Raw genomic sequence first — 25,765 nt, forward strand, 5'->3', positions numbered from 1 at the left:
GTGTGCACACGTGGAGTTGTCAGCCCCTGCGTCATCGGATCAACCACCGTTCGGTAGCGGCGATCGTCTCGTCCACCGCGGATTCGATGAGGGCGAAGTGGTCCGCCGGCACCTCGACCTGCTCGGCACCCACCTCCCAGGACGGCCAGTGTTCGGCAGACGTGTTGGTGGGCAACGGTTTCCCGGCCCGGATGAGCAGCGTGGCGGCGGCGACCCGGTCCCGCGGCCGCTCCGCGAGCAGCCGCATCCAGGTGCCCATCGCGAGCCAGTTCGCGTCGTCGATGGAGATCGCCTCGTTGCCGCGTTCGAGGATCTCGGTCATCACCATCGCGAAGACCCGGTTGCTCTCCTGCTCACCCTCCGGCGTCGGGGTGTCGATCATGATCAGGCCGGCCGGCGGGGTGCCGGCGGCCTCGAACCGGGTCGCCAGCGAGTGCGCGACGACGCCGCCGATCGAGTAACCCACCAGGACGAACGGCGAGTCGCCGACGGCCTGGCGGATGGACTCGGCAAGCACGTCGACAGCGGCACTCCACGAGGCCGGTGCCGGGTCGTCGCCGCGGAAGCCGGGCAGCGAGCAGACGTACACGTCGCGCCGGCCCTCGAAGCGGTCGGCAAAGCGCATGAACTGGTGCGGTCCGGAGCCGACCACGAACGACGGGACGCATACGAGCTTCGGCGCGGCGGCGTCCGGCCCGCCCGAGGCGAGCTGCACCACGTACCCGGAGGTGTCGCCGAGTTCCGCCGCGGTGCTGAAGCTGGCTTGGAAGCGGGACGCCTCGGTCAGCAGCGGCACCGCCCGGCTGATAGCGCCCTCGGCGTAGGCGTGCCGCAGCAGGGTGCCGAGAGTGCCGTGGCCGTTCGCCGGTACGGCCGTGATCGCCGCGGCGCCGGTCGACGACGTGAGCGGCGCGTCGCCGATCTCCGCCAGCAGCAACCGGGCGACGGCGGCCGGGCTGGGATGGTCGAAGACCAGGGTCGACGGCAGCCGTACGCCGCTCGCCCGGCTCAGCCGGTTGCGCAGTTCGACGGCGGCCAGGGAGTCGAAGCCGAGCTCCTTGAAGCCGCTGTTGGCCTCGACGCCGTCCGGGTCGGTGTGCCCGAGAACGCCTGCGACCTGGGCCTTGACCAGACCCAGGGCGATGATCTCCCACTCCGTACGGGGCACGCCGGCCAGTCGCTGGGCGAGTGACCCACCGGCAGCAGCGCGTCTGGCCGGCACCTTCACCAAACCCCGCAACAACGGCGGCAACATCCCCGCCCGCGCCGCCACCCGCAACACACCAAAATCCAACCGCACCGGCACCACCAACGCCTCATCCAACCTCAACGAAGCATCAAACAACTCCACACCCAACTCACCAGACAAAGCCGACGCACCCATACGCTCCAACCGGGCCACCTCAGCCCCATCCAAACCACCACCCATACCAGCCGCCTCAGCCCACAAACCCCACGCCAACGACGTCCCCACCAAACCCTCCGCACGACGCCGCAACGCCAACGCATCCAAGAAAGCATTCGCCGCCGCGTAATTACCCTGACCCGGACTACCCATCAACGCCGCCACCGACGAGAACACCACAAACGCCGACAGATCCATCCCCACCGTCAACTCATGCAAATACAACCCCGCATCAACCTTCGGCCGCAACACCCGACCCACCTGCCCAACCGACAACGACTCCACCACACCGTCATCCAACACACCCGCCGCATGCACCACCGCACCCAACCGCACCGAACCCAACAACTCCACCAACTGACCACGATCCGCCACATCACACGCCCGCACCTCCACCACCGCACCCAACCCACCCAACTCCGCCACCAACGCATCCACACCCACCGCCGCCGGACCACGCCGACTCACCAACAACAACCGCTTCACCCCATACGCCCGCACCACATGCCGAGCAAACACCGCACCCAAACCACCAGTACCACCCGTAATCAACACCGTCCTATCCGGATCCAAAACCAAAGCCGAACCAACCGACTCAGACACCGCCACCAACCGCGGCACAAACACCCGACCACCACGCACCGCAACCTGCGGCTCATCCACCCCAACCAAAACCCCAAAATCAGGCAACCCCACACCCGGCTCAACATCCACCAACAAAAACCGATCCGGATGCTCAGACTGAGCACTACGCACCAACCCCCACACCGGCGCCTGCACCAAATCAGGCGCCTCCAAACCCACCGCCACCGCCCCACGCGTCACCACCACCAGACGGGTGCCGCCCAGCCGTTCGCTCGCCAGCCACAACTGCAGCAACTGCAACGTCTGCGTGGTCAGCGCGTGGGCGGCCGCCACCACACCCGTCGTGTCGGCGACGGCGAGCTCGGCGACCACCATGTCCGGTGCCGCCACGCCGTCCGCCAGCGCGGCCTCCAGAGCGGTCAGGTCGGCGCCGGAAGTGATCCGCGTGCTGCGGACCGGCTGCGAAGCGGCGGTGGCGGCCCGGACCCAGTCGACCCGGAACGGTGTCTTGTCGCCGGTCCGCTGCGCCGCCTCGAGTTGCGCCGGCTCGACCGGCCGGAACACGAGACGGTCGATGCCGGCGACCGCTTCGCCGTGCTCGCCGACGATGTCGAGCCGCAGCGTCGACGGTGCCTCCGAGCCGATCCGGACCCGCACCTGCGCCAGGCCGTTGTGTCCGAAGCGGACCCCGGTCCAGGAGAACGGCAGCCCGGCCGAGCCGCGGTCGACCCAGCCGAGCCCGCTGTGCAGCGAGGCGTCGAACAGCGCCGGGTGCAGGCCGAACCCGCGCGCCCCGTCGGCGTGCTCGTCCGGCAGGGCCACGTCGGCGTACACATCAGTGCCGTTGCGCCAGGCCGCCCGGACGCCCTGGAAGGCGGTGCCGTAGTCGAAGCCGACCTCGGTGAGCCGGGTGTAGAGGTCGTCCACCGAGATCGGTTCAGTGCCGGCCGGCGGCCACTGCTCCGGCTGCCACCAGTCCTGCTCCGAGTCCGCGGCGACCAGAGTGCCGCGAGCGTGCCGGTGGGGCGCGGTGTCGCCGGGCCGCCGTGACGTGATCACCACTTCGCGACGGCCGCCCGGGTCGGATTCGCCGACGGTCACCTGCAGGCGCGCCTCGACGGTCTCCGGCAGGATCAGGGGCGCCTCGAAGACCAGCTCCTCGATCGTCGGCGTGCCGGCGTGCCGGCCGGCCGCGGCGGCCAGCTCGACGAACGCGGTGCCGGGGACGATGACCATGCCGAGGACGACGTGGTCGCCGAGCCACGGGGCGGACTCCTGCGAGATGCGTCCGGTGAACAGCCACTCGTCGCGGTCGCCGAGCAGGACGGCGGCGGTCAGCAGTGGATGGTCGACAGCGGTGAGGCCCGCGGCGGCAGGATCACCGGTCGTGGCCGGGTTCAGCCAGTACCGCTGGTGCTGGAACGCATACGTCGGCAAATCAACCCGCCGACCGTCGGGGATGACGGCCGCCCAGTCCAGATCAACACCAGCGATATGCGCCTGAGCCAAGAACCCCGCGAAGGTTTCCGCCTCATCCCGGTTCTTGCGCAACGCACCCACGAACAGGGCGTCATCGACACTCTGCCGAGCCATCGCGGTCAACACCGCATCCGGACCCAACTCCAGGAAACGCCGCACCCCCAGCTGGTGCAACACCTGCACACCGTCGTGGAAGCGGACCGCCTCCCGCACATGCCGCACCCAATACTCCGGAGAACTCAACTCCGGACCAGCCAACACACCTGTCACATTCGAAACCACCGGCATCTGCGCCGGACTCCACGTCAACGTTTCCGCGACCTGCCCGAACTCGGCCAGCATCGGATCCATCAACGCCGAATGGAACGCATGACTGACCGTCAACCGGGTGGTCTTCCGACCAGCCCACTGCGGCAACCACACGTCGATCACCGCCGCGTCGCCGGACACCACGACCGCCTGCGGACCGTTGACCGCAGCCACCGACAAACCCTCCGGCAGAGTCGCCAGGACCTCAGCCTCATCAGCCTGAACCGCGACCATCGCCCCACCAGCAGGCAACGCACCCATCAACCGACCCCGCGCCGCCACCAACGTGCACGCATCATCCAGGGACAACACACCCGCGACATGCGCAGCCGCGATCTCACCCACCGAATGACCGATCAGATAATCCGGACGAACCCCCAACGACTCCACCAACCGATACAACGCCACCTCAACCGCGAACAACGCCGGCTGCGTAAACGCCGTATCATTCAACAACTCCACCGACAACGACCGCGGATCACGATCGAAGCGGGAACAAACCTCGTCATACACTTCCGCGAACAACGGATACACCGTCGCCAGATCCACACCCATCCCGGCTCGTTGCGCACCCTGACCGGTGAACATCACCGCCGTTTTACCGCTGAGAACCCGCCCCCGCAGCACCGTGCTGAAATCCGGCCGGTCAGTGGCTACGACCGCTGCCCGAAACGGTAGATGTGCCCGGGTCGTCGCCGCTGAAAACGCGATATCACGCACGTCACCGTCCAGCGCGGCCCACCGACCAAGCTGCGCCTGCAATGCCTGCTCCGACCGTGCCGACACCACCACCGGCACCGGCCGCACCACAGGCACCGACTCCACCACCGGCACAACCGGGGCTTCCTCGATGATCACGTGCGCATTCGTCCCACTGATACCGAACGACGAAATACCCGCACGGCGAGGACGGCCCTCGGAAACCGGCCACTGCCGCGCCTCGGTCAACAACCGAACCGCACCAGAATCCCAATCAACCTCGGGCGACGGCGCATCCACATGCAACGTCTGCGGCAACACCTCATGCCGCATCGCCTGCACCATCTTGATCACACCCGCGACACCCGCCGCCGCCGACGTATGACCAATATTCGACTTCACCGACCCCAACCACAACGGCGACTCGCGATCCTGGCCATACGTCGCCAACAACGCCTGCGCCTCGATCGGATCACCCAACCGAGTCCCCGTGCCATGCCCCTCGACCGCGTCGACCTCACCCCCCGTGAGACCTGCGCTGGCCAGGGCCTGCCGAATCACCCGCTCCTGCGACGGACCATTCGGGGCCGTCAAACCATTCGAGGCACCGTCCTGGTTGATCGCGGACCCACGCACCACGGCAAGGATCCGGTGACCGTTGCGCTTGGCGTCCGACAGTCGCTCGACCACCAGGGTTCCGACGCCGTCGGAGAAACCGGTGCCGTCCGCGCCCGCCGCGTACGGCTTGCACCGGCCGTCCGGCGCCAGGCCGCGCTGCCGGCTGAACTCCACGAGCAGGAACGGCCCGGCCAGCACCGTCACGCCCGACACCAGGGCCAGGGAGCACTCCCCGGACCGCAGCGACTGACCCGCCAGGTGCAACGCGACCAGCGACGACGAACACGCTGTGTCCACCGACACCGCGGGACCTTCCAGACCCAGCGTGTACGCCACCCGCCCGGACACCACACTGCTGGTGGAACCCGTCAGCCGCAGGCCTTCCAGCTCGGCCGGGACTGCGCCGCCGTAGTCGGAGGTGACCGCGCCGCAGAAGACGCCGGTGTCGCTGCCGCGCAACGAGGCCGGGTCGATACCGGCGTCCTCGAGCGCCTCCCACGACGACTCCAACATGAGCCGCTGCGACGGGTCGAGCGCGACCGCCTCTCGGGGGCTGATGCCGAAGAAGTCCGCGTCGAAGTCGCCGACGCCGTCGACGAAGCCACCGCCGCTGGCGTACACGTGGCCGACCTGGTCGGGGTCCGGGTCGTACAGGCGCTCCAGGTCCCAGCCGCGATCGGTGGGCAGACCGGTCACCGCGTCGCCGCCGTTCACCAGGAGCTCCCAGAGCTTCTCGGGTGAGCTGGCGCCACCGGCGTACCGGCAGGACATGCCGACGATGGCGAGCGGCTCGGTGGCCTGGGCGACGAGGCGCCGGTTCTGCTGCCGCAGGCGCTCGTTGTCCTTGAGCGACCTGCGCAGCGCCTCGACGACGGCGGTCTGGTCCGCGGCCATGCTCATGCCCTCCGGTCCGGTCGCGCGGACGCGGCCAGGTTGCTGGTGTCGGTCATGCCGCGTCCTCTTCGGTCATCCGGATCAGCGCCTCGACGTCCATGTCGTCGATGCCGTCGCCGTCATCGTCGCTGCCGGTGTCCGTGTCGTCGTGGTCGTCGCCGGCCAGTTCGAGCAGGGTGTCCAGCAGGCCGGCCCGGCGCAGGCGGGCGATCGGGATCGCCGCCAGCACGGTGCGGATCTGGTTCTCCTCGTGCTGCCGGGGATCGGCCGGTGCCGCGCCCGGCACGGCCGCCGCGAGCAGGAACTGGGCGACCGCCGCTGGGGTGGGGTGGTCGAAGACCAGGGTGGACGGCAGCCGCAGGCCGGTGGCCTGGGTGAGCCGGTTGCGGACCTCAACGGCGGCGAGGGAGTCGAAGCCGATCTCCTTGAACGCCCTGCCGGGGTCGACCGCGTCCGGGGTGGCATGGCCGAGGACCGCCGCGACCTGGGCCCGGACCACGTCGAGGGTGAGCTGGGCCCAGTCGTCCTGCGGAGCGGCGGCGAGGCGTTCGGCCAGGGAACGGCCGCCGGCCTCGGCGCGCCGAGCCGGCGCCTTGACGAGCCCGCGGAGCAGCGGCGCCAGCAGCCCGGCCCGGGCCTGGGTGCGCAGGGCGCCCAGGTCCAGCTGAACCGGAACCATCAGCGCTTCGTCGACGCGCATCGCCTGGTCGTACAGCTCGACGCCGACCTCGGCGGACATGGCGGACACGCCGATGCGTTCCAGCCGGGCCAGTTCGGCCTGGTCCAGTTCACCGGTCATGCCGGTGGCGTCGGCCCACAGGCCCCACGCCAGCGAGGTGCCACGCAGACCCTCCGCGCGCCGCTTGGCCGCGAGCGCGTCCAGGGCCGCGTTCGCCGCCGCGTAGTTGCCCTGCCCGGGGCTGCCGATCAGGGCCGCCACCGAGGAGAACAGGACGAACGCGGCGAGGTCCTGCCCGCGGGTCAGCTCGTCCAGGTGCAGGGCCGCGTTCACCTTGGGCTTCAGCACGGTCGCCAGGCGGTCCGGCGTCAGCGATGCGACCAGGCCGTCTTCCAGAACGCCGGCGGTGTGCACCACCGCGGTCAGGTCCAGCGAGCCGACCAGCTCGGCCACCTGCGTACGGTCCGACACGTCGCATGCGCGCACCTCGGCCGTGGCGCCCAGCTCGGCCAGTTCAGCGACGAGTTCGCCGGCGCCGGCCGCGGCGGGGCCCCGCCGGCTCACCAGTGTGAGGTGCCGTACGCCGTGGTGGCCGGCGAGGTGCCGGGCCAGGACCGCGCCCAGCCCGCCGGTGCCGCCGGTGATCAGCACGGTCTTCGCCGGGTCCAGGGGCGCCGGCACGGTCAGGACCACCTTGCCGGTGTTGCGGCCCTCGCGCAGGAACCGGAACGCGTCCCGGCCCTGCCGCACGTCCCAGGTACGGATCGGTGACGGCTCCAGCACGCCCCGGCCGAAGAGGTCGAGGATCTCGACAAGCATCTGCTGGATGCGGTCCGGGCCGGCCTCGAAGAGGTCGTACGACCGGTAGCGAACCCCCGGGTGGGTCCCGGCCACCACGTCCGGGTCCCGCAGGTCCGCCTTGCCCATCTCGATGAACCGGCCGCCGCGCGGCAGCAGGTCCAGGGAGGCGTCCACGAACTCACCCGCCAGGGCGTCCAGCACCACATCCACACCGGCGCCGCCGGTGGCGTCCAGGAACGCCTCCCGGAAGCCGAGGTCGCGTGACGAGGCGATCCGGTCGCCCGGGATGCCGAGTGCGCGCACCGCGTCCCACTTCGGCGCGCTGGCCGTGGCGAACACCTCGGCACCCCAGTGCCGGGCCAGCTGGACCGCGGCCATGCCGACCCCGCCGGCGGCGGCGTGCACCAGGATCTTCTCGCCGCGCTGCAGGCCGGCCAGGTCGACCAGGCCGTAGTAGGCGGTCAGGTAGACGACCGGGACGGCCGCCGCCTCGATGAACGACATGCTGTCCGGAAACGGTGCCACCATCCGCCGGTCGGCCACCGCGACCGGGCCGAAGGCGTCCATGACGATGCCCATCACCCGGTCGCCCGGGGCGAGGTCGGTCACCTCGGCGCCGACCTCGAGCACCACGCCGGCCGCCTCGCTGCCCAGCGGCGCGTCGCCCGGGTAGAGGCCGAGGGCGATCAGGACGTCGCGGAAGTTCAGGCCGGCCGCGCGGATGCCGATGCGGACCTCGCCGACCCCCAGCGCCCGCTCCCCGGCCGACGGCTGGATCGTCAGGTCCTCCAGGGATCCCTTGCGGCCGACCGCGAGCCGCCAGCCGTCACCGGCGGCCGGGGTCTCGACGCGACCGAGGCGGGGCACCGAGACGAGGCCGCCGCGGACCGCGACCTGCGGCTCGCCGAGCGCGGCCAGCACCGCGGGTTCGGGCTGGTCCCCGCCGTCGGTGTCGACCAGGACGAACCGGCCGGGGTGCTCGGACTGGGCGCTGCGGACCAGGCCCCAGACGGCGGCCTGCGCCAGGTCGGGGGCCTCGCCGCCGACCGAGACGCCGCCGCGGGTGAGCACGGCGAGCTGCGCGTCGGAGAGCGCGTCCGAGCCGAGCCAGCTCTGCAGCAGTTCCAGCGTCCGGGCGGTCTGCGCCTGGACGGCCTCAGCCGGGTCGCCGGCGGTGACGGCCGCGATGGGCGACACCACCAGGCCGGGAGTCTCGGCGCCGTCGGCGAGGGCGCGGTCCAGCTCGGCGAGGCCGCCCTCCCCGAGAACGGCGACCCGCGACGCTTCGCCCGGCTCGGGCAGGTCGGTGACGGTCTCCCAGGTGACGCGGTACAGCGATTGCCGGCCGCCGCGCAGGGTCGCCTCGAGTTGGGCCTGGCCGGCCGGCCGGAAGGCAAGGTTCTCCACGGTCAGCACGGGCGTGCCGCCGTCGTCGGTGGCGTCGATGCGCAGCGCGGAGTCCCCGCCCGGGGACAGTCGGACGCGGAGACGGGTGCCGGTCGTCGCGCCGAGGCGCACCCCGGTCCAGGAGAACGGCAGGTCGACCGGGTCGCCGGGGGCCTTGTCCAGCAGCCCGCCGTGCAGCACCGCGTCGAACAGCGCGGGGTGCAGGCCGAACGGGGCACCGGCTGCCTCGTCGGCCAGGGCCACCTCGGTGTACGTGGTGTCGCCGTCGCGCCAGGCGGAGGTCAGGCCCTGAAACAGCGGGCCGTAGTCGTAGCCGTTCTCGGCCAGCCGCGCGTACAGGGTGTCCACCGCGACCGCTTCGGCGCCCGGCGGCGGCCAGACGGCCGGGAACGGGGTGGCCGGTTCGGCGTCGGCGGTGAGCCAGCCGCGGGCGTGGCACGTCACCTCCCGGTCGCCGTCCTCGCGGGCGATCTCGGGCCGCGAGTAGACGGCCACCGCCCGGCGCCCGTCATCGGTGGCCTTCGCGACGGTGATCTGGATCTGCCGGGCGCCGTCGTCGGTGAGGACCAGCGGCGCCTCGAGGACGATCTCGTCGATGACCGGGCAGTCGACCCGGTGAGCGGCCGCGAGCGTCATCTCGACCAGGGCGGCGCCGGGCACCAGGAGCATGCCGAAGACGGCGTGGTCGCGGATCCACGGCTGGCCGTCCGCGGAGATGCGCCCGGTGAACAGCCACTCGTCGCGGTCGCCGACCTGCACGGCGGCGCCCAGCACCGGGTGCTGCAACCGGGTCAGCCCGGCCGCGGCCGGGTCGCCGGCTCCGGCGCCGGGAGTGAGCCAGTAGCGCTGCCGCTGGAAGGCGTACGTGGGCAGGGCCACCTGGGCGGCGCCGGTGCCCGCGTAGAAGGCGGACCAGTCGACGGTGACGCCGACGGTGTGGGCCTCGGCCAGCGAGCGGGCGAAGCGACGGTGGCCGCCTTCGTCGCGGCGCAGCGAGCCGACCACGCCGACCCGGGGACCGGCGTCCAGCCCGGCGACGGTGTCGGCGACGGCCATGGTGAGTACCGGGTGCGGGGAGACCTCGACGAAGCAGGTGGCGCCGTTCTCCACCAGGGCGCGGACCGCGGGCTCGAAACCGACCCGGCCGCGCAGGTTGCGGTACCAGTAGCCGGCGTCGAGCTTGGCGGTGTCCACGAACTCGCCGTCGGCGGTCGAGTAGAACGGGATGTCGCCGGTCCGCGGCGAGATCGGCTGCAGATCGCGCAGGACGTCGTCCTCGATCGCCTCCACCGAGGCGGAGTGCGAGGCGTAGTCCACCGGCACCCGGCGGGCGCGGATCTGGTCACGTTCACAGCCGGCGACGAGGTCGTCGAGCGCGTCGGGTTCACCGGCCACCACGGTCGCCGTGGGGCTGTTCACCGCGGCCACCGAGACCCGCCCGTCGTACCGGGCGATCCGCTCCTCGGCCTGTCGTTCGCCGAGCGCCACAGAGACCATGCCGCCGTGCCCGGCGAGCCGGTCGCGGACCGCGCGGCTGCGCAGCGCGACCACCCGGGCGGCGTCGTCCAGGGACAGCCCACCGGCGATGTACGCGGCGGCGATCTCACCCTGGGAGTGCCCGAGGACGGCGGTGGGGCGGACCCCGTACGACTGCCACAGCCGGGCCAGCGACACCATCACCGCGAACAGCGCCGGCTGCACCACGTCGACCTGGCTCAGCGACGGCGCACCGGGCGTACCGCGCAGCACGTCCACCAGCTGCCACGGCACGTACTTCGCCAGGGCGGTGCCGCAGGCCTCGATCTCGGCGGCGAAGACCGGCGACGACTCGAGCAGTTCCAGCGCCATCCGTTCCCACTGCGAGCCCTGACCCGGGAAGACGAAGACGGACCGCCCGCCGGCCGGCTGCCCGTCCAGGACGTTCGGGTCGGGTTCGGCGGCGGCCAGCGCGGCCAGGCCGGTGAGCAGTTCCCCGCGATCGGCGGCGACCACCGCGGCCCGCTGCTCCAGGTGGCTGCGCCCGGTGGCGGCGGAGAAGCCGACGTCGAGCAGCGCGACGTCCGGGTTGGCGATGAGGTACGCCCGGAGCCGGTCGGCCTGGCTGCGCAGCGCGGCTTCCCCGCGCGACGACAGCAGCACCGGGATCGTCGTCGGCGCCGGGGTCCCGGTGCTGACCGGTTCGGCCGCCGGGGGTTCCTCGATGATGACGTGGGCGTTGGTGCCGCTGACCCCGAACGAGGAGACCCCGGCGCGGCGGGTGCGTTCCCCGGCCGGCCACGGTTCCGAGTCGACCAGCAGCCGGACCGCGTCGTCGTCCCAGTTGACCTGCGACGACGGGGCGTCCACGTGCAGCGTGCGCGGCAGCGTGCCATGCCGCATCGCCTGGACCATCTTGATGATCCCGGCGACGCCCGCGGCGGCCTGGGTGTGGCCGATGTTCGACTTCACCGAGCCGAGCCGCAGCGCGCCGTTCTCCCGTTCCCGCCCGTATGTGGCGAGCAGCGCCTGCGCCTCGATCGGGTCACCGAGCGGCGTACCGGTGCCGTGTCCCTCGACCACGTCCACGTCGGCCGGGCCGAGGCCGGCGTCGGCCAGCGCCTGCCGGATCACCCGCTCCTGCGAGGGCCCGTTCGGGGCGGTGAGCCCGTTCGAGGCGCCGTCCTGGTTGACCGCGCTGCCGCGGACCACGCCGAGCACCTGGTGGCCGTTGCGGCGGGCGTCGGACAGCCGTTCCAGGACCAGCAGCCCGGCCCCTTCGGCCCAGCCCACCCCGTCGGCGGCCTCGGCGTACGACTTGCAGCGCCCGTCCGGCGAGACACCGCGCTGACGGCTGAACTCCACGAACACGTTGGGGCGGGCCAGCACCGTGGCACCGCCGACCAGCGCCAGGGAGCATTCCCGGTTGCGCAGCGCCCGGCCGGCCAGGTGTACGGCGACCAACGACGACGAGCAGGCCGTGTCGATGGTGACGGCCGGTCCCTCGAAGCCGTACGTGTAGCTGAGCCGCCCGGAGGCGACGCTGCCCGCCGAGGCGAGGGTCAGGTATCCCTCCAGCTCGGACCGGCGGTCGCTCTGCCCGGCGACGAAGCCGTAGTCCTGGTACATGACACCGCAGAAGACGCCGGTGTCGGAGCCGCGCAGCGCGGTGACGTTCAGTCCGGCGTCCTCGAACGCCTCCCAGGACAGTTCGAGCAGCAGCCGCTGCTGCGGGTCCATGACCAGCGCCTCGCGCGGGCTGACCCCGAAGAACTCGGCGTCGAACTCGCCGACCCGCTCGACGAAGCCGCCGCCGCGGGTGTACGCGGTGCCGGGGTGGTCGGGGTCCGGGTCGTACAGGTGGTCGGTGTCCCAGCCGCGGTCGGTGGGGAAGTCGGACGTGCCGTGCCGCCCGTCGGCGACGAACTTCCACAGGTCGTCCGGCGAGGTGACCCCGCCCGGGTAGCGGCAGCTCATCCCCACGATGGCCAGCGGTTCGGTGGCGCGGTCCTCGACCTCACGCAGCCGGGCCCGGGTCTCGCTGAGGTCGGCCCCGACCTTCTTCAGGTACCGGACCAGCTTCTCCTGCTGCGCGTCGGTGACTTCAACACTCATGACCTTGTCCCCCTGGTTGATCGGGAACCACCAGATACGCCCGTCACAGCTCACCGAAGTCGGCGTCGATCAGGTCGAAGACCTCGTCCATGTTGGTGACCGCGGCGATGCGGTCATCGGTGCCCGGCTGGCTGTCGGAGATCGACGCGATCAGCGAGCGCAGCCGCCCGACGGCCCGCTGCCGGTCACCGGCCGCGGCCGCCGTGAGCATCTCCTCCAGCCGCTGGAACTCGTCGTCGATCGACGATCCGCCGGCGGGTCCGCCACCGAGTTCGGTGAGGAGCAGGCCGGCGACCGCCGCAGACGTCGGATAGTCGAAGACCAGCGTGGACGGCAGCCGGACGCCCGCGGACCGCGCGAGCCGGTTCCGCAGCTCGACCGCGCCCAGCGAGTCGAATCCGAGGTCCTTGAAAGCCCGGGCCGGGTCGATGCCGCCCGCTGTGGTGTGCCCGAGGACGGCCGCGACCTCGGTCTGCACCAGGTGCAGGACGACCTGTTCGCGTTCGGCCGCGCTGACCGCGGCGAGCCGCTGCGCGAACGAGGTGTCCGTCTCCACCGGGCGGGCCGGCACGTTCACCAGCGCACGCAGCAGGGCCGGCAGCATGCCGGAGCCGGCCTGGGCCCGCAGCGTGCCGAGGTCGAAGGTGACCGGGGCGAGCAGCGTGGCGCCGTGCCGGGCGGCCTCGTCGAACAGTTCGACGCCCAGCTCGGTGGGCAGCGGCCGGACGCCCATCCGTTCGATCCGGGCCAGGTCGCGGCCGCTGAGCTCGCCGGCCATCCCGCCGGCCTCACCCCAGAGGCCCCAGGCCAGCGATGCGCCGGGCAGCCCGTCGGCGTGGCGCCGTTGGGCTAGCGCGTCCAGGACCGCGTTGGCCGCCGCGTAGTTGGCCTGTCCGGGGCTGCCGATCAGGGCGGCCACCGAGGAGAACAGCACGAAGGCGGACAACGGCCGGTCCGCGGTCAGCTCGTGCAGGTGCACGGCGGCGTGCATCTTCGGCGCCATGACCCGGCGCAGCTGGTCCACGGTAAGCGAGCCGACGACACCGTCGTCGAGCACACCGGCCGCGTGCACCACCGCGGTGAGCGGGTGGTCCAGGCCGTCCAGCAGCGCGGCCAACTGGTCCCGGTCGGCCACATCGCAGGCCGCGACGCGGGCGTCCGCGCCGAGCCGGGCCAGATCCGCGATCAGGTCGGGCACACCGGCCGCGTCCGGGCCGCGCCGGCTGACCAGCAGCAGCCGCTTCGCACCGTACGAACCGGCGAGGTGCCGGGCCACGACCGCGCCGATGCCGCCGGTGCCGCCGGTGATCAGCACGACCCCGTCCGGATCCGGTACGGGCAGGGCGCCGCTCGCATGGCCGGCACGCACCAGCCGCGGCGCGGAGAGGACGCCGGCCCGGATGGCGAGTTGTGGCTCGTCGAGCAGGTTCAGTGCGACCCAGTCCGGTTCGTCGTCCCCGGCACCCAGGTCGACCAGGGCGAACCGGCCGGGGTGTTCGGACTGGGCGCTGCGCACCAGACCCCACACCGGCGCCTGCGCCACGTCCGGCGCCTGGTCGCCCACGCCGATGCCGAGGCGGGTGGCGATGACCAACTGCTTGTCGGCGAGGGCGTCGATGGCCAGCCAGCGCTGCAGCAGCAGCAGGGTGTCCTCGGCGACCGACTGCGCCGCCGCGGCCAGGCCGAGCCCGGCCGCGGGCTCGGACACGCCCACCACGACGATGTCCGGCGGCGGCGCCCCGTCGACCAGGGCACCGTCCAGCGCGTCCAGATCCGGGTAGCGTTCGGCGACCCGGGTGAACCCGCCGAGACCGACGACCCGCGGCGGGCGGTGCCCGTTGAGGACCGGCATCGGCAGTGACTGCCACTTGACGCTGTACATCGAGGTGTTCCCTGTGCGCAGCGCGCCCTGCAGCTGTGCGACGTCGATCGGGCGGACCACGAGCGACTCCACCGTGGCGACCGGCGAGCCGTGGTCGTCGGTGATGTCGATGCGCAGCGCGGAGCTGCCGGCCGAGCCAACCCGGACCCGCAGCCGCGCGGCGCCCGGCTGCTCGACACGGACACCGGACCAGGTGAACGGCAACCCGGCCCCGTCGCCCGTGTCGATCCGGTCGAGTCCGCCGTGCAGGGCGGCGTCGAACAGAGCGGGGTGCAGCGTGAACGACGCGGCGGTGTCGGCGTACGGCTCGGGCAGGGTGAGTTCGGCGTAGAAGTGGTCGTTGTCCTGCCAGGCGGCGTGCACGCCCTGGAAGGCCGGTCCGTAGTCGTATCCGGCGTCGGCGAGCCGGGTGTAGAGGGTGTTCGCGGAGGCCACCTCAGCGCCGGCAGGCGGCCACGTCGCACCGGACGGCACGATCGCACCGGCCGTGGCGGCCAGGGCGCCACGGGCGTGGCACCGGGATTCACCGTCGACCTGCCGCGAGTAGACGGCGACCGCCCGGCGTCCGTCGTCGCCGGCCTCGCCGACGGTGACCTGTAGCTGGGCCGCGGCGGTACCGGACAGCACCAGTGGCGCTTCGAGGGTGAGCTCGTCGATGACCGGGCTGCCGGCGTGCCGGCCGGCGGTGAGGGCAAGTTCCACGAACGCGGTACCGGGGACGACGACGGCGCCCAGGACGGCATGGTCGCGCAGCCAGGGCTGATCCTCGGTGGACAGCCGTCCGGTGAACAGCCACTGGTCGTGGTCGCCGAGTTGGACGGCGGCGGTCAGCAGTGGGTGGTCGATTGCGGTGAGGCCCGCGGCGGCGGGATCTGAGCCGGTGGCCGGGTTCAGCCAGTACCGCTGGTGCTGGAACGCATACGTCGGCAAATCAACCCGCCGACCGTCGGGGATGACGGCCGCCCAGTCCAGATCAACACCAGCGATATGCGCCTGGGCCAAGAACCCCGCGAAGGTTTCCGCCTCATCCCGGTTCTTGCGCAACGCACCCACGAACAGGGCGTCATCGACACTCTGCCGAGCCATCGCGGTCAACACCGCATCCGGGCCCAACTCCAGGAAACGCCGCACCCCCAGCTGGTGCAACGCCTGCACACCGTCGTGGAAGCGGACCGCCTCCCGCACATGCCGCACCCAATACTCCGGAGAACTCAACTCCGGACCAGCCAACGCACCTGTCACGTTCGACACCACCGGCACCCGTGCCGGATTCCACGTCAACGTTTCCGCGACCTGCTCGAACTCGGCCAGCATCGGATCCATCAACGCCGAATGAAACGCATGACTGACCACCAACCGGGTGGTCTTCCGACCAGCCCACTGCGGCAACCACACGTCGATCACCGCCGCCGCACCGGACACCACGACCGCCTGCGGACCGTTGACCGCAGCCACCGACAAACCCTGCGGCAGGGTCGCCAGGACCTCAGCCTCATCAGCCTCGACCGCGACCATCGCCCCACCAGCAGGCAACGCACTCATCAACCGGCCCCGCGCGGTGACCAACGTGCACGCGTCATCCAGGGACAACACCCCGGCGACATGCGCGGCCGCGATCTCACCCACCGAATGACCGATCAGATAATCCGGACGAACCCCCAACGACTCCACCAGCCGATACAACGCCACCTCAACCGCGAACAACGCCGGCTGCGTAAACGCCGTATCATTCAACAACTCCACCGACAACGACCGCGGATCACGATCGAAGCGGGAACAAACCTCGTCATACACTTCCGCGAACAGCGGATACACCTTCGCCAGATCCACACCCATCCCGGCCCGCTGCGCACCCTGACCGGTGAACATCACCGCCGTTTTGCCACTGAGGACCTTGCCCCGCAACACCGTGCCGAAATCCAGCCCATCAGTGGCTACCACCGCCGCCCGAAACGGCAGATGCGCCCGGGTCGTCGCCGCTGAGAACGCGATATCAGCCACGTCACCGTCCAGCGCCGCCCACCGGGTTAGCTGCGCCTGCAACGCCTGCTCCGACCGCGCCGACACCACCACCGGCACCGGCCGCACCACACCCACCGACTCCACCACCGGCACTACCGGGGCTTCCTCGATGATCACGTGCGCATTCGTCCCGCTAATACCGAACGACGAAATACCCGCACGCCGGGGACGGCCCTCGGAAACCGGCCACTGTCGCGCCTCGGTCAACAACCGAACCGCGCCACTCTCCCAATCGACGTGAGGTGACGGCGCATCCACATGCAACGTCTGCGGCAGGACTTCGTGGCGCATCGCCTGCACCATCTTGATCACACCCGCGACACCCGCGGCGGCCGACGTGTGACCGATGTTGGACTTCACCGACCCCAACCACAACGGCGACTCACGGTCCTGGCCGTACGTCGCCAACAACGCCTGCGCTTCGATCGGATCACCCAGGCGCGTGCCCGTGCCGTGGCCCTCGACCGCGTCGACCTCACCGGCGGTGAGACCGGCACTTGCGAGAGCCTGCCGAATGACCCGCTCCTGCGACGGACCGTTCGGTGCCGTCAAACCATTCGAGGCACCATCCTGATTGACCGCACTGCCACGCACCAGCGCAAGAACCCGATGACCATTGCGCTTGGCATCCGACAACCGTTCCACCACCAGCACGCCGAGCCCGTCGGAGAAACCAGTGCCGTCCGCGCCCGCCGCATAAGGCTTGCACCGGCCATCCGGAGCCAACCCCCGCTGCCGACTGAACTCCTGCAGCAGAAACGGCCCGGAAAGCACGGTGACACCAGCGACCAGCGCCAGGGAGCACTCCCCCGACCGCAACGACTGACCAGCCAGATGCAACGCGACCAGCGAGCTGGAACAGGCCGTGTCGACGGACACCGCCGGGCCTTCCAAACCCAGTGTGTACGCCACCCGCCCAGACGTGACGCTGCTCGTCGAACCAGTGAGACGGAAGCCTTCCAACTCCGGCGGACGAGCCGGCCCATAATCGGAGGTCACCACACCACAGAACACACCGGTATCCGTGCCCCGCACCGACAACGGATCAAGCCCCGCATCCTCCAAAGCCTCCCACGACGCCTCCAACAACAGCCGCTGCTGCGGATCCATCGCCAACGCCTCACGCGGACCGACACCAAAGAAATCCGCGTCGAAGTCACCCACGTTCTCCATGAAGCCACCACCACGGGTATAAACCGTGCCGACAGTCTCCGGATCCGGGTCATACAACCTCTCCAGATCCCAACCACGATCCTGCGGCAACCCAGTGATCGCGTCACGGCCCTCGGCCACCAACCGCCACAACTCGTCGGCCGAATCCACCCCACCCGGATACCGACAACTCATACCCACAATGGCCAACGGCTCATCCAACTTCACCCGACCACGACGCGACGGCGCCACCACCACCGGCCGCTCGGCCCCGCCCACCTCCGACAACAACAACCGCACCACAGCGATCGGACTCGGATGGTCAAACACCAACGTCGACGACAACCGCACACCACACGCCTGAGTCAACCGATTCCGCAACTCCACCGCAGCAAGCGAGTCGAACCCAAGTTCCTTGAACGCCCGCTCCGGGTCGATCGCGCCGGGTGACGCGTGGCCGAGGACGGCAGCGACCTGCGTCCGGACCACGTCCAGGACCACCTGCTCGCGATCGCGTTCCGGCACCTCCGCCAACCGCTGCGCGAGCGAACCGCCCACCGACCGGACCCGTCGGACCGGCATCTTCACCAGACCACTGAGCAGCGGCGGGAGGGACCCGTCGTCGGCCTGGGCGCGCAGCGCCGCCTGGTTGAGCTTCACCGGTACGAGCAGTGCGGGGTCGAGCCGCAGCGCCGTGTCGAACAGTTCCAGACCGAATTCGGCCGGGAATGCCTCGACACCGGTGCGCGCCCAGCGGGCGGCCGACGTCTGGTCGAGGGTGCCGGCCATGCTGGTGTCGGTGGACCACATGCCCCAGGCCAGTGAGGTGCCTGGGTATCCGGCGGCCTGGCGGCCGGCGGCGATGGCGTCCAGGGCGGCGTTCGCGGCGGCGTAGTTGCCCTGCCCCGGACTGCCGATCAGCGCGGCCACCGAGGAGAACAGGACGAACGCGGCGAGGTCCTGCCCACGGGTCAGCTCGTCCAGGTGCCGGGCCGCGTCGACCTTCGGGCGCATCACCTTCGCGAGGCGTTCGGGGGTGAGCGACTCGATCAGACCGTCGTCCAGCACACCCGCCGCGTGGATGACGGCGGTCAGGTGCAGGCCGCTGACCAGCTCGGCCACCTGCGCCCGGTCGGATACGTCGCAGGCGACCGCGGTCGCGGCGACGCCGAGGTCGGTGAGTTCCGCGATCAGTTCACCGGCGCCGACAGCGGCGGGACCGCGGCGGCTCACCAGGATCAGCCGCTTGGCGCCGTGGTGGCGGGCCAGGTGCCGGGCCAGGACCGCGCCGAGTCCGCCGGTGCCGCCGGTGATGAGGACGTCGCCCTCGGAGTCGATCGGGGCGGGGACGGTCAGGACGATTTTGCCGGTGTTGCGGCCCTCGCGCAGGAACCGGAACGCCTCCCGGCCCTCCCGCACGTCCCATGCGCGCACCGGGGCGTGCCGCAGCGCACCCTGTTGGAACAGGTCGCTGATTTCGGCCAGCATGGCCTGGATCCGGTCGGTGTCCACGTCGAACAGGTCGAACGCGGTGTACTGGACGCCTGGGTGCGCAGCCGCGACCGTGGCCGCGTCGCGGATGTCGGCCTTGCCCATCTCCACGAACCGGCCGCCGCGCGGCAGCAGATCCAGCGAGGCGTCGACGAACTCCCCCGCGAGGGCGTCCAGCACCACGTCCATCCCGGCGCCGCCGGTCGCGTCGAGGAAGGCGTCCTTGAAGCCCAGGTCCCGGGAGGCCGCGAGACGGGCGCCGTCGACCCCGAGCGTGCGGACCGCATCCCACTTCGACGGGCTCGCGGTGGCGTACACCTCGGCGCCACGGTGCCGGGCCAGCTGCACGGCGGCCATGCCGACACCACCGGCGGCGGAGTGGATGAGCACCCGGTCGCCGGCGCCCACCGCGGCCAGGTCGACCAGCCCGTACAGGGCGGTGAGGTAGACGACCGGCACGGCGGCGGCCTGCACGAAGCTGAAGCCGGCCGGCATCGGCGCCAGCATCCGCCGGTCCGCGACCGCGGTCGGACCGAACGAGTCGGTCACCAGGCCCATAACGTGATCGCCAGCTGACAGATCGGTCACGTCGGCGCCCACCTCGAGCACCACGCCTGCGGCCTCGCTGCCCAGCGGGGCCTCCCCCGGGTATAGGCCGAGGGCGATCAGCACGTCGCGGAAGTTCAGACCGGCGGCACGGACGCCGATCCGCACCTCGCCGGCGCCGAGCGCCCGCTGCGCGTCGGCCGGGACGATCGCCAGGTCCTCGAGGGATCCCGTCCGCCCGGCCGCCAGTCGCCAGTCGTCGCCGGTGACCGGCACGCCGGTGCGGGCGAGCCGTGGCACCAGCACCTGACCCGCGCGCACCGCCAGCTGCGGCTCGTTCAGGGCGGCCAGAGCGGCGAAGTCCGGTTCGGAATCGTGCGAGTCCAGGTCGATCAGCAGGATCCGGCCCGGGTGCTCGGACTGGGCACTGCGTACCAGGCCCTGCACCGCAGCCTGCATCACATCGGGTATCTCGCCGCCGACCGGGGCGCCGCCGCGGGTGAGCATCACCAGGCGGGCGTGCGGGTCGGCGTCGGAGCCGAGCCAGCCCTGCAGCACGGTCAGTGCCTGCTCGACGGCCGCCGGGCCCTCGACGGCGGCGACCACCAGGTCGGCGGTCCCGTCGGCGTCCTGGTAGCGGGCGACCCGGGCCGGTTCGGCGGCCGGTACGGACACCGGCGCCCAGTCGACCCGGTACAGCGAGTCGGTGGTGGTCGGCCGGGTCGCGGCCAGGTGGCTCGGGTCCACCGGGCGGAGTTCGAGGGAGTCGACGGCGGCGACCGGCGAACCGTGGTCGTCGGCCAGGTCGATGCGCAGCGCCGACGGGCCGGCGGCGCTGACCCGGACGCGGATCCGGCTCAGGCCCCGCACGTCGACGCGGACGCCGGACCAGGTGAACGGCAGGCCGGCGGAGGTGCCGTCGCCACCGGTCAGCAGGTCCGGGCCGGCGTGCAGGGCGGCGTCGAACAGGGCCGGGTGCAGCAGGTACTTCCCCGCGCTGCCGGCCTGGTCGTCGGGCAGCACCACGTCGGCGTAGATGTGGTCGCCGTCCTGCCAGGCAGCGTGCACGCCCTGGAAGGCCGGTCCGTACTCGTATCCGGCGTCGGCGAGCCGGGTGTAGAGCGCGTCGGCGGAGACCGGTTCGGCGCCCGCGGGCGGCCACGGCGTGTCGAACGGGCGGATTGGCTCGGCACGGGTGGTGAGGATGCCCCGGGCGTGGCAGCGGGATCCGCCTTCACCGTGGCGGGAGTACACCGTGACGGCGCGGCGGCCGTCCTCGTCGGCCTCGTCCACGGTCACCTGCAGCCCCATCACGCTGTGGTCGGGCAGGATCAGCGGGGCTTCCAGGGTGAGCTCGTCGATGACCGGACTGCCGGCGTGCCGGCCCGCGGCGAGGGCCAGTTCGACGAACGCGGTGCCGGGCAGCAGGACCGTGCCGGAGACGGCGTGGTCGCGCAGCCAGGGCTGATCCTCGGTGGACACTCGTCCGGTGAATAGCCACTGGTCGTGGTCGCCGAGTTGGACGGCGGCGGTCAGGAGTGGGTGGTCGATTGCGGTGAGGCCGGCGGCGGCGGGATCTGAGCCGGTGGCCGGGTTCAGCCAGTACCGCTGGTGCTGGAACGCATACGTCGGCAGATCAACCCGCCGCCCGTCGGGGATGACGGCCGCCCAGTCCAGATCAACACCGGCGATATGCGCCTGGGCCAGGAACCCGGCGAAGGTTTCCGCCTCGTCCCGGTTCTTGCGCAACGCACCCACGAACAGGGCGTCATCGACACTCTGCCGGGCCATCGCGGTCAACACCGCATCCGGACCCAACTCCAGGAAACGCCGCACCCCCAGCTCGTGCAACGCCTGCACACCGTCGTGGAAGCGGACCGCTTCACGCACATGCCGCACCCAATACTCCGGGGTGCTCAGCTCCGGGCCGGCCAGCGCACCTGTCACGTTCGACACCACCGGCATCTGCGCCGGACTCCACGTCAACGTTTCCGCGACCTGCCCGAACTCGGCCAGCATCGGATCCATCGACGCCGAATGGAACGCATGACTGACCGTCAACCGGGTGGTCTTCCGACCAGCCCACCGCGGCAACCACGCCTCGATCACCGCCGCGTCGCCGGACACCACAACCGCCTGCGGACCGTTGACCGCCGCCACCGACAAACCATCGGGCAGGGTCGCCAGGACCTCAGCCTCATCAGCCTGAACCGCGACCATCGCCCCACCAGCCGGCAACGCACCCATCAACCGACCCCGCGCCGCCACCAACGTGCACGCATCATCCAGGGACAACACACCCGCGACATGCGCAGCCGCGATCTCACCCACCGAATGACCGATCAAATAATCCGGACGAACCCCCAACGACTCCACCAACCGATACAACGCCACCTCAACCGCGAACAACGCCGGCTGCGTAAACGCCGTATCATTCAACTCCTCAACCGGCAACGACCGCGGGTCGAAGTCGAAGCGGGAACAAACCTCGTCATACACCTGGGCGAACAGCGGATACACCGTCGCCAGATCCACACCCATCCCGGCCCGCTGCGCACCCTGACCAGTGAACATCACCGCGGTTTTACCGCTGAGGACCTTGCCCCGCAGCACCGTGCTGAAATCCAGCCGGTCAGTGGCTACCACCGCCGCCCGAAACGGTAGATGCGCCCGAGTCGTCGCCGCCGAAAACGCGATATCACGCACATCACCGTCCAGCACCGCCCACCGGGTTAGCTGCGCCTGCAACGCCTGCTCCGACCGCGCCGACACCACCACCGGCACCGGCCGCACCACACCCGCAGACTCCACCACAGGCACCGACTCCACCACCGGCACAACCGGGGCTTCCTCGATGATCACGTGCGCATTCGTCCCACTGATACCAAACGACGAAATACCCGCACGGCGAGGACGGCCCTCAGAAACCGGCCACTGCCGCGCCTCGGTCAACAACCGAACCGCACCAGAATCCCAATCAACCTCGGGCGACGGCGCATCCACATGCAACGTCTGCGGCAACACCTCATGCCGCATCGCCTGCACCATCTTGATCACACCCGCGACACCCGCCGCCGCCGACGTATGACCAATATTCGACTTCACCGACCCCAACCACAACGGCGACTCGCGATCCTGCCCATACGTCGCCAACAACGCCTGAGCCTCGATCGGATCACCCAACCGAGTCCCCGTGCCATGCCCCTCGACGACATCAACGTCACCGGCCGTAAGACCCGCACTGGCCAAGGCCTGCCGAATCACCCGCTCCTGCGACGGACCATTCGGGGCCGTCAAACCATTCGACGCACCATCCTGATTGATCGCCGACCCACGCACCACGGCAAGGATCCGGTGACCGTTGCGCTCGGCATCCGACAGCCGCTCCACCACCAGCACGCCCACACCGTCGGAGAAGCCGGTGCCGTCCGCGCCCGCCGCGTACGGCTTGCACCGGCCGTCCGGCGCCAGGCCGCGCTGCCGGCTGAACTCCACGAGCAGGAACGGTTTTGCCAGCACTGTCACCCCGGCCACGAGCGCCAGTGAGCACTCGCCGCTGCGCAGCGCCTGGGCCGCGAGGTGCAGGGCGACCAGCGAGGAGGAGCAGGCGGTGTCCACGGTCACCGCCGGGCCTTCCAGCCCGAGGGTGTAGGCGACCCGGCCGGACAGGACGCTGGTGGTGGTGCCGGTGAGGCGCAGGCCTTCCAGCTCCGGCGGCATGTCGCCGCCGTACTCGGAGGCGAGCGCGCCAAAGAAGGTGCCGGTGCGGGTGCCCCGCAGCGACAACGGGTCGATGCAGGCGTCCTCGAGGGCTTCCCACGACGATTCGAGGAGCAGTCGCTGCTGCGGGTCCATCGCCAGGGCCTCGCGGGGGCTGATGCCGAAGAAGTCCGCGTCGAAGTCGCCGACGCCGTCGACGAAGCCGCCGCCGCTGGCGTACACGTGGCCGACCTGGTCGGGGTCCGGGTCGTACAGGCGCTCGACGTCCCAGCCGCGATCGGTGGGCAGACCGGTCACCGCGTCGCGGCCGTCGGCCACCAGTTGCCACAGCGCCTCGGGTGAGGTGGCGCCGCCCGGGTAGCGGCAGCTCATCCCGACGATGGCGAGGGGCTCGAGGTCGCGTTCCTCCAGCTCGCGCACCCGGCGGGTCGACGTGAGCAGCTCTCCGGTCACCTTGCGCAGGTAGGCGCGCAGCCTCTGCTCGCCCGCACTGAGGCCGTCCCGCGGATCGTCCGTCGCCTGGGTCATACGGATCCGAGCTCCTTGTCGATCAGGTCGCCTGCCTCGTCGGGGGAGACCTCGCCGAGGCCGTCGTTCACCTCGCCGCGTTACGCGGCGCGTCATCGGGCTGCCTAGCCATTCCTGCGGACCCGGAAAGCATCACCGAACGCTCGTTGCGGGGTGACGATACGCAGCAGCGTTCGTCGTTGTCATGCCGCGAAGAAGGCATCGTCCGGTACCTGCCAAGATCATTTATGAGATCGCCCAACCCACGTCCCGAACTCGCGGCCAGCATTGCAAAAACGCAGGTCAAGACGTTGCCAAGCGGATTTCTGCGCGAATCCGGCGCGGTGGCATGAAGTTGCGCAGCGGTGATCGGGGACGCGTTACCGACACGTAAAATGTGCAACGCGGAACAATACGAGGCCGGCGACCACCGAATGACGCGCCACGCTATTGACCTATTTTGCCGGATAACGCGGGAGCGGACCCTTCCCGTCGTGCGGAACCAGTGACTTGTGTCTCAGTGACGTGACCGCGGTGATGCGTTAGTTAGAGGGGCTACGCCCAGCATCGTCGAGCAGATCGGCGGAGCACGCCCCGCCGGGTGACCGGTTGCTTGTCTGGAAGTGGTCACTACGCGATGCTGGCGGGATGGGAACCGAACGGGGCACCACGGCTCAGCGCCGTCGACAATGGATCATGGCCGGGGCATCGGCACTTTCCGACCGTGATTCGACCGCCGCCACGACTACCGAAGTCGCCGGCCGGATCGGTGTGGCCCCGGCATCCGAGTTCCGCCTCTTCGGCAGCCGTCAGGTGGATGCCGAATGAACCCGTTACTCATGCCGGTCGTCGCGGCACAGGGTTACCTGGTGCGGTCGCGCACCGAGGTCGTACCACCGGCCGGCGGACCCACCACCGGTGAGGTAGTACCTGACGGTGGCGGCACCGGCGCGCCGCTGCGAATCGCGATCGTGGGTGAGTCGACCGCGGCCGGCTGCGGTGTCGACAACCACGACGACGGGGTGCCCGGGGCGCTGTCGCGTGAGCTGTCCGAGCGCACCGGCCGCCGCGTCGAATGGTCCGTGGCCGGGCAGCACGCCGCCACCGCGCGCCGCATCCGCTACAAGCTGCTCCCCACGATCGGTTCGGAGCTGGACGTGGCGGTGGTGCTGGCCGGGGTCAACGACGTGCTCAGCCGGCGCGACCCGCAGGCGTGGCGCGACGACGTCACGGCCATCGTGGACGACCTGGGCCAGCGGGCAGGACGGGTGGCGGTCACCGGCATCCCTCCGTTCGACATCTTCCCGTCCATGCCCGGCGTCCTGGGCCGCTATCTGGCCGAGCGGGCCCGGATGCTCGACGAGGTGGCCCGGCAGGTGTGCAAGGAGCACCCGCGGGCGGTGTGGGTGGACGCCACGTCGCTGCTGCCGGTGGGACCGGAGTTCTTCGCCCGCGACCACTTCCATCCGTCAGCGGTCGGCTACCGCCGTTGGTCCGGGATCATTGCCGATCATGTGACGCCGTGACCGCCGGCCTCCCGTTCGTCGACGAGCACCGGATGGACGTGGTGGCGTCGCCGGACCGGGTGTGGCGCGCGCTCACCACGCAGGTCGCCGGTCCCCGCTTCGCGGCCAGCGAGGCCATCGCCCGGCTGCTGGCCGCCGATCCGCCCCGCTCGTCGCGGACGCCCCTGGAACAGGACGGCGCCACCCTGACCGGTTTCCGGGTGGCGGAGGCGGTGCCCGGACGGATCCTGCGCCTGACCGGACGGCACCGCTTCTCCCGCTACTCGCTGGTGCTGACCCTTACCGAGGGCGCCGGGTGCACGGTGGTGAGCGCCCGCACGTACGCGGCGTTCCCGGGACTGCACGGCTTCGTCTACCGCGCGCTGGTGATCAGTTCCGGGGCGCACCACCTCGCCGTACGCCGGTTGCTGCACTTGATCCGGATGGACGCGGAGGCCGGCTCGGCGTGACCG

The 25,765-nt window shown here is 70.9% G+C and carries 5 protein-coding genes and 1 pseudogene; 3 read left to right on the plus strand and 3 right to left on the minus strand.

The genetic code is table 11. The features are described 5' to 3' along the window. Window positions 1–31: 31 nt before the first annotated feature. From ACGFIQ_RS13485 to ACGFIQ_RS13495, 3 genes and pseudogenes are all read right to left on the minus strand, one after another. Window positions 32–5,995, minus strand: coding sequence for a type I polyketide synthase (locus tag ACGFIQ_RS13485; RefSeq protein ID WP_393243339.1), 5,964 nt, complete (start codon window positions 5,993–5,995; stop codon window positions 32–34). A 46-nt stretch (window positions 5,996–6,041) separates the two neighbouring features. Next, a complete protein-coding gene (locus ACGFIQ_RS13490; protein WP_393243341.1) occupies window positions 6,042–12,467 on the minus strand; it encodes an SDR family NAD(P)-dependent oxidoreductase in 6,426 nt (2,141 codons plus the stop codon). Window positions 12,468–12,510: 43 nt separating this feature from the next. Further along, window positions 12,511–23,673: pseudogene (locus ACGFIQ_RS13495) on the minus strand (SDR family NAD(P)-dependent oxidoreductase); the annotation flags it as partial. A 762-nt stretch (window positions 23,674–24,435) separates the two neighbouring features. Between ACGFIQ_RS13495 and ACGFIQ_RS13500 the strand changes: the two are divergent. The 3 genes from ACGFIQ_RS13500 to ACGFIQ_RS13510 are packed head-to-tail and all read left to right on the plus strand — an operon-like array spanning window position 24,436 to window position 25,762. Next, the gene (locus ACGFIQ_RS13500) at window positions 24,436–24,615 is read left to right on the plus strand and encodes a hypothetical protein (protein ID WP_393243343.1); all 180 of its coding nucleotides are present in this window, start codon (window positions 24,436–24,438) and stop codon (window positions 24,613–24,615) included. Beyond that, window positions 24,612–25,313 (plus strand): SGNH/GDSL hydrolase family protein, encoded by a 702-nt coding sequence (locus ACGFIQ_RS13505; RefSeq protein WP_393243345.1) that lies wholly within the window; start codon window positions 24,612–24,614, stop codon window positions 25,311–25,313. Before ACGFIQ_RS13500 ends, ACGFIQ_RS13505 begins: the two co-directional genes overlap by 4 nt. Beyond that, window positions 25,310–25,762: a hypothetical protein gene (locus tag ACGFIQ_RS13510; protein WP_393243347.1), complete on the plus strand. Its 453-nt coding sequence runs from the start codon at window positions 25,310–25,312 to the stop codon at window positions 25,760–25,762. The genes ACGFIQ_RS13505 and ACGFIQ_RS13510 overlap by 4 nt, the downstream gene beginning before the upstream one ends. The last annotated feature ends 3 nt before the right edge of the window (window positions 25,763–25,765 follow it).

The sequence above is a fragment of the Micromonospora sp. NPDC048898 genome (assembly GCF_043198035.1).
Taxonomy (GTDB): domain Bacteria; phylum Actinomycetota; class Actinomycetes; order Mycobacteriales; family Micromonosporaceae; genus Micromonospora.

What these genes read in the sequence shown, in the direction of transcription:
- ACGFIQ_RS13490 (WP_393243341.1), bottom strand. Translation starts at nt 12,467, where the DNA reads ATGAGTGTTGAAGTCACCGACGCGCAGCAGGAGAAGCTGGTCCGGTAC.
- ACGFIQ_RS13500 (WP_393243343.1), top strand. Translation starts at nt 24,436, where the DNA reads ATGGGAACCGAACGGGGCACCACGGCTCAGCGCCGTCGACAATGGATC.
- ACGFIQ_RS13505 (WP_393243345.1), top strand. Translation starts at nt 24,612, where the DNA reads ATGAACCCGTTACTCATGCCGGTCGTCGCGGCACAGGGTTACCTGGTG.
- ACGFIQ_RS13485 (WP_393243339.1), bottom strand. Translation starts at nt 5,995, where the DNA reads ATGAGCATGGCCGCGGACCAGACCGCCGTCGTCGAGGCGCTGCGCAGG.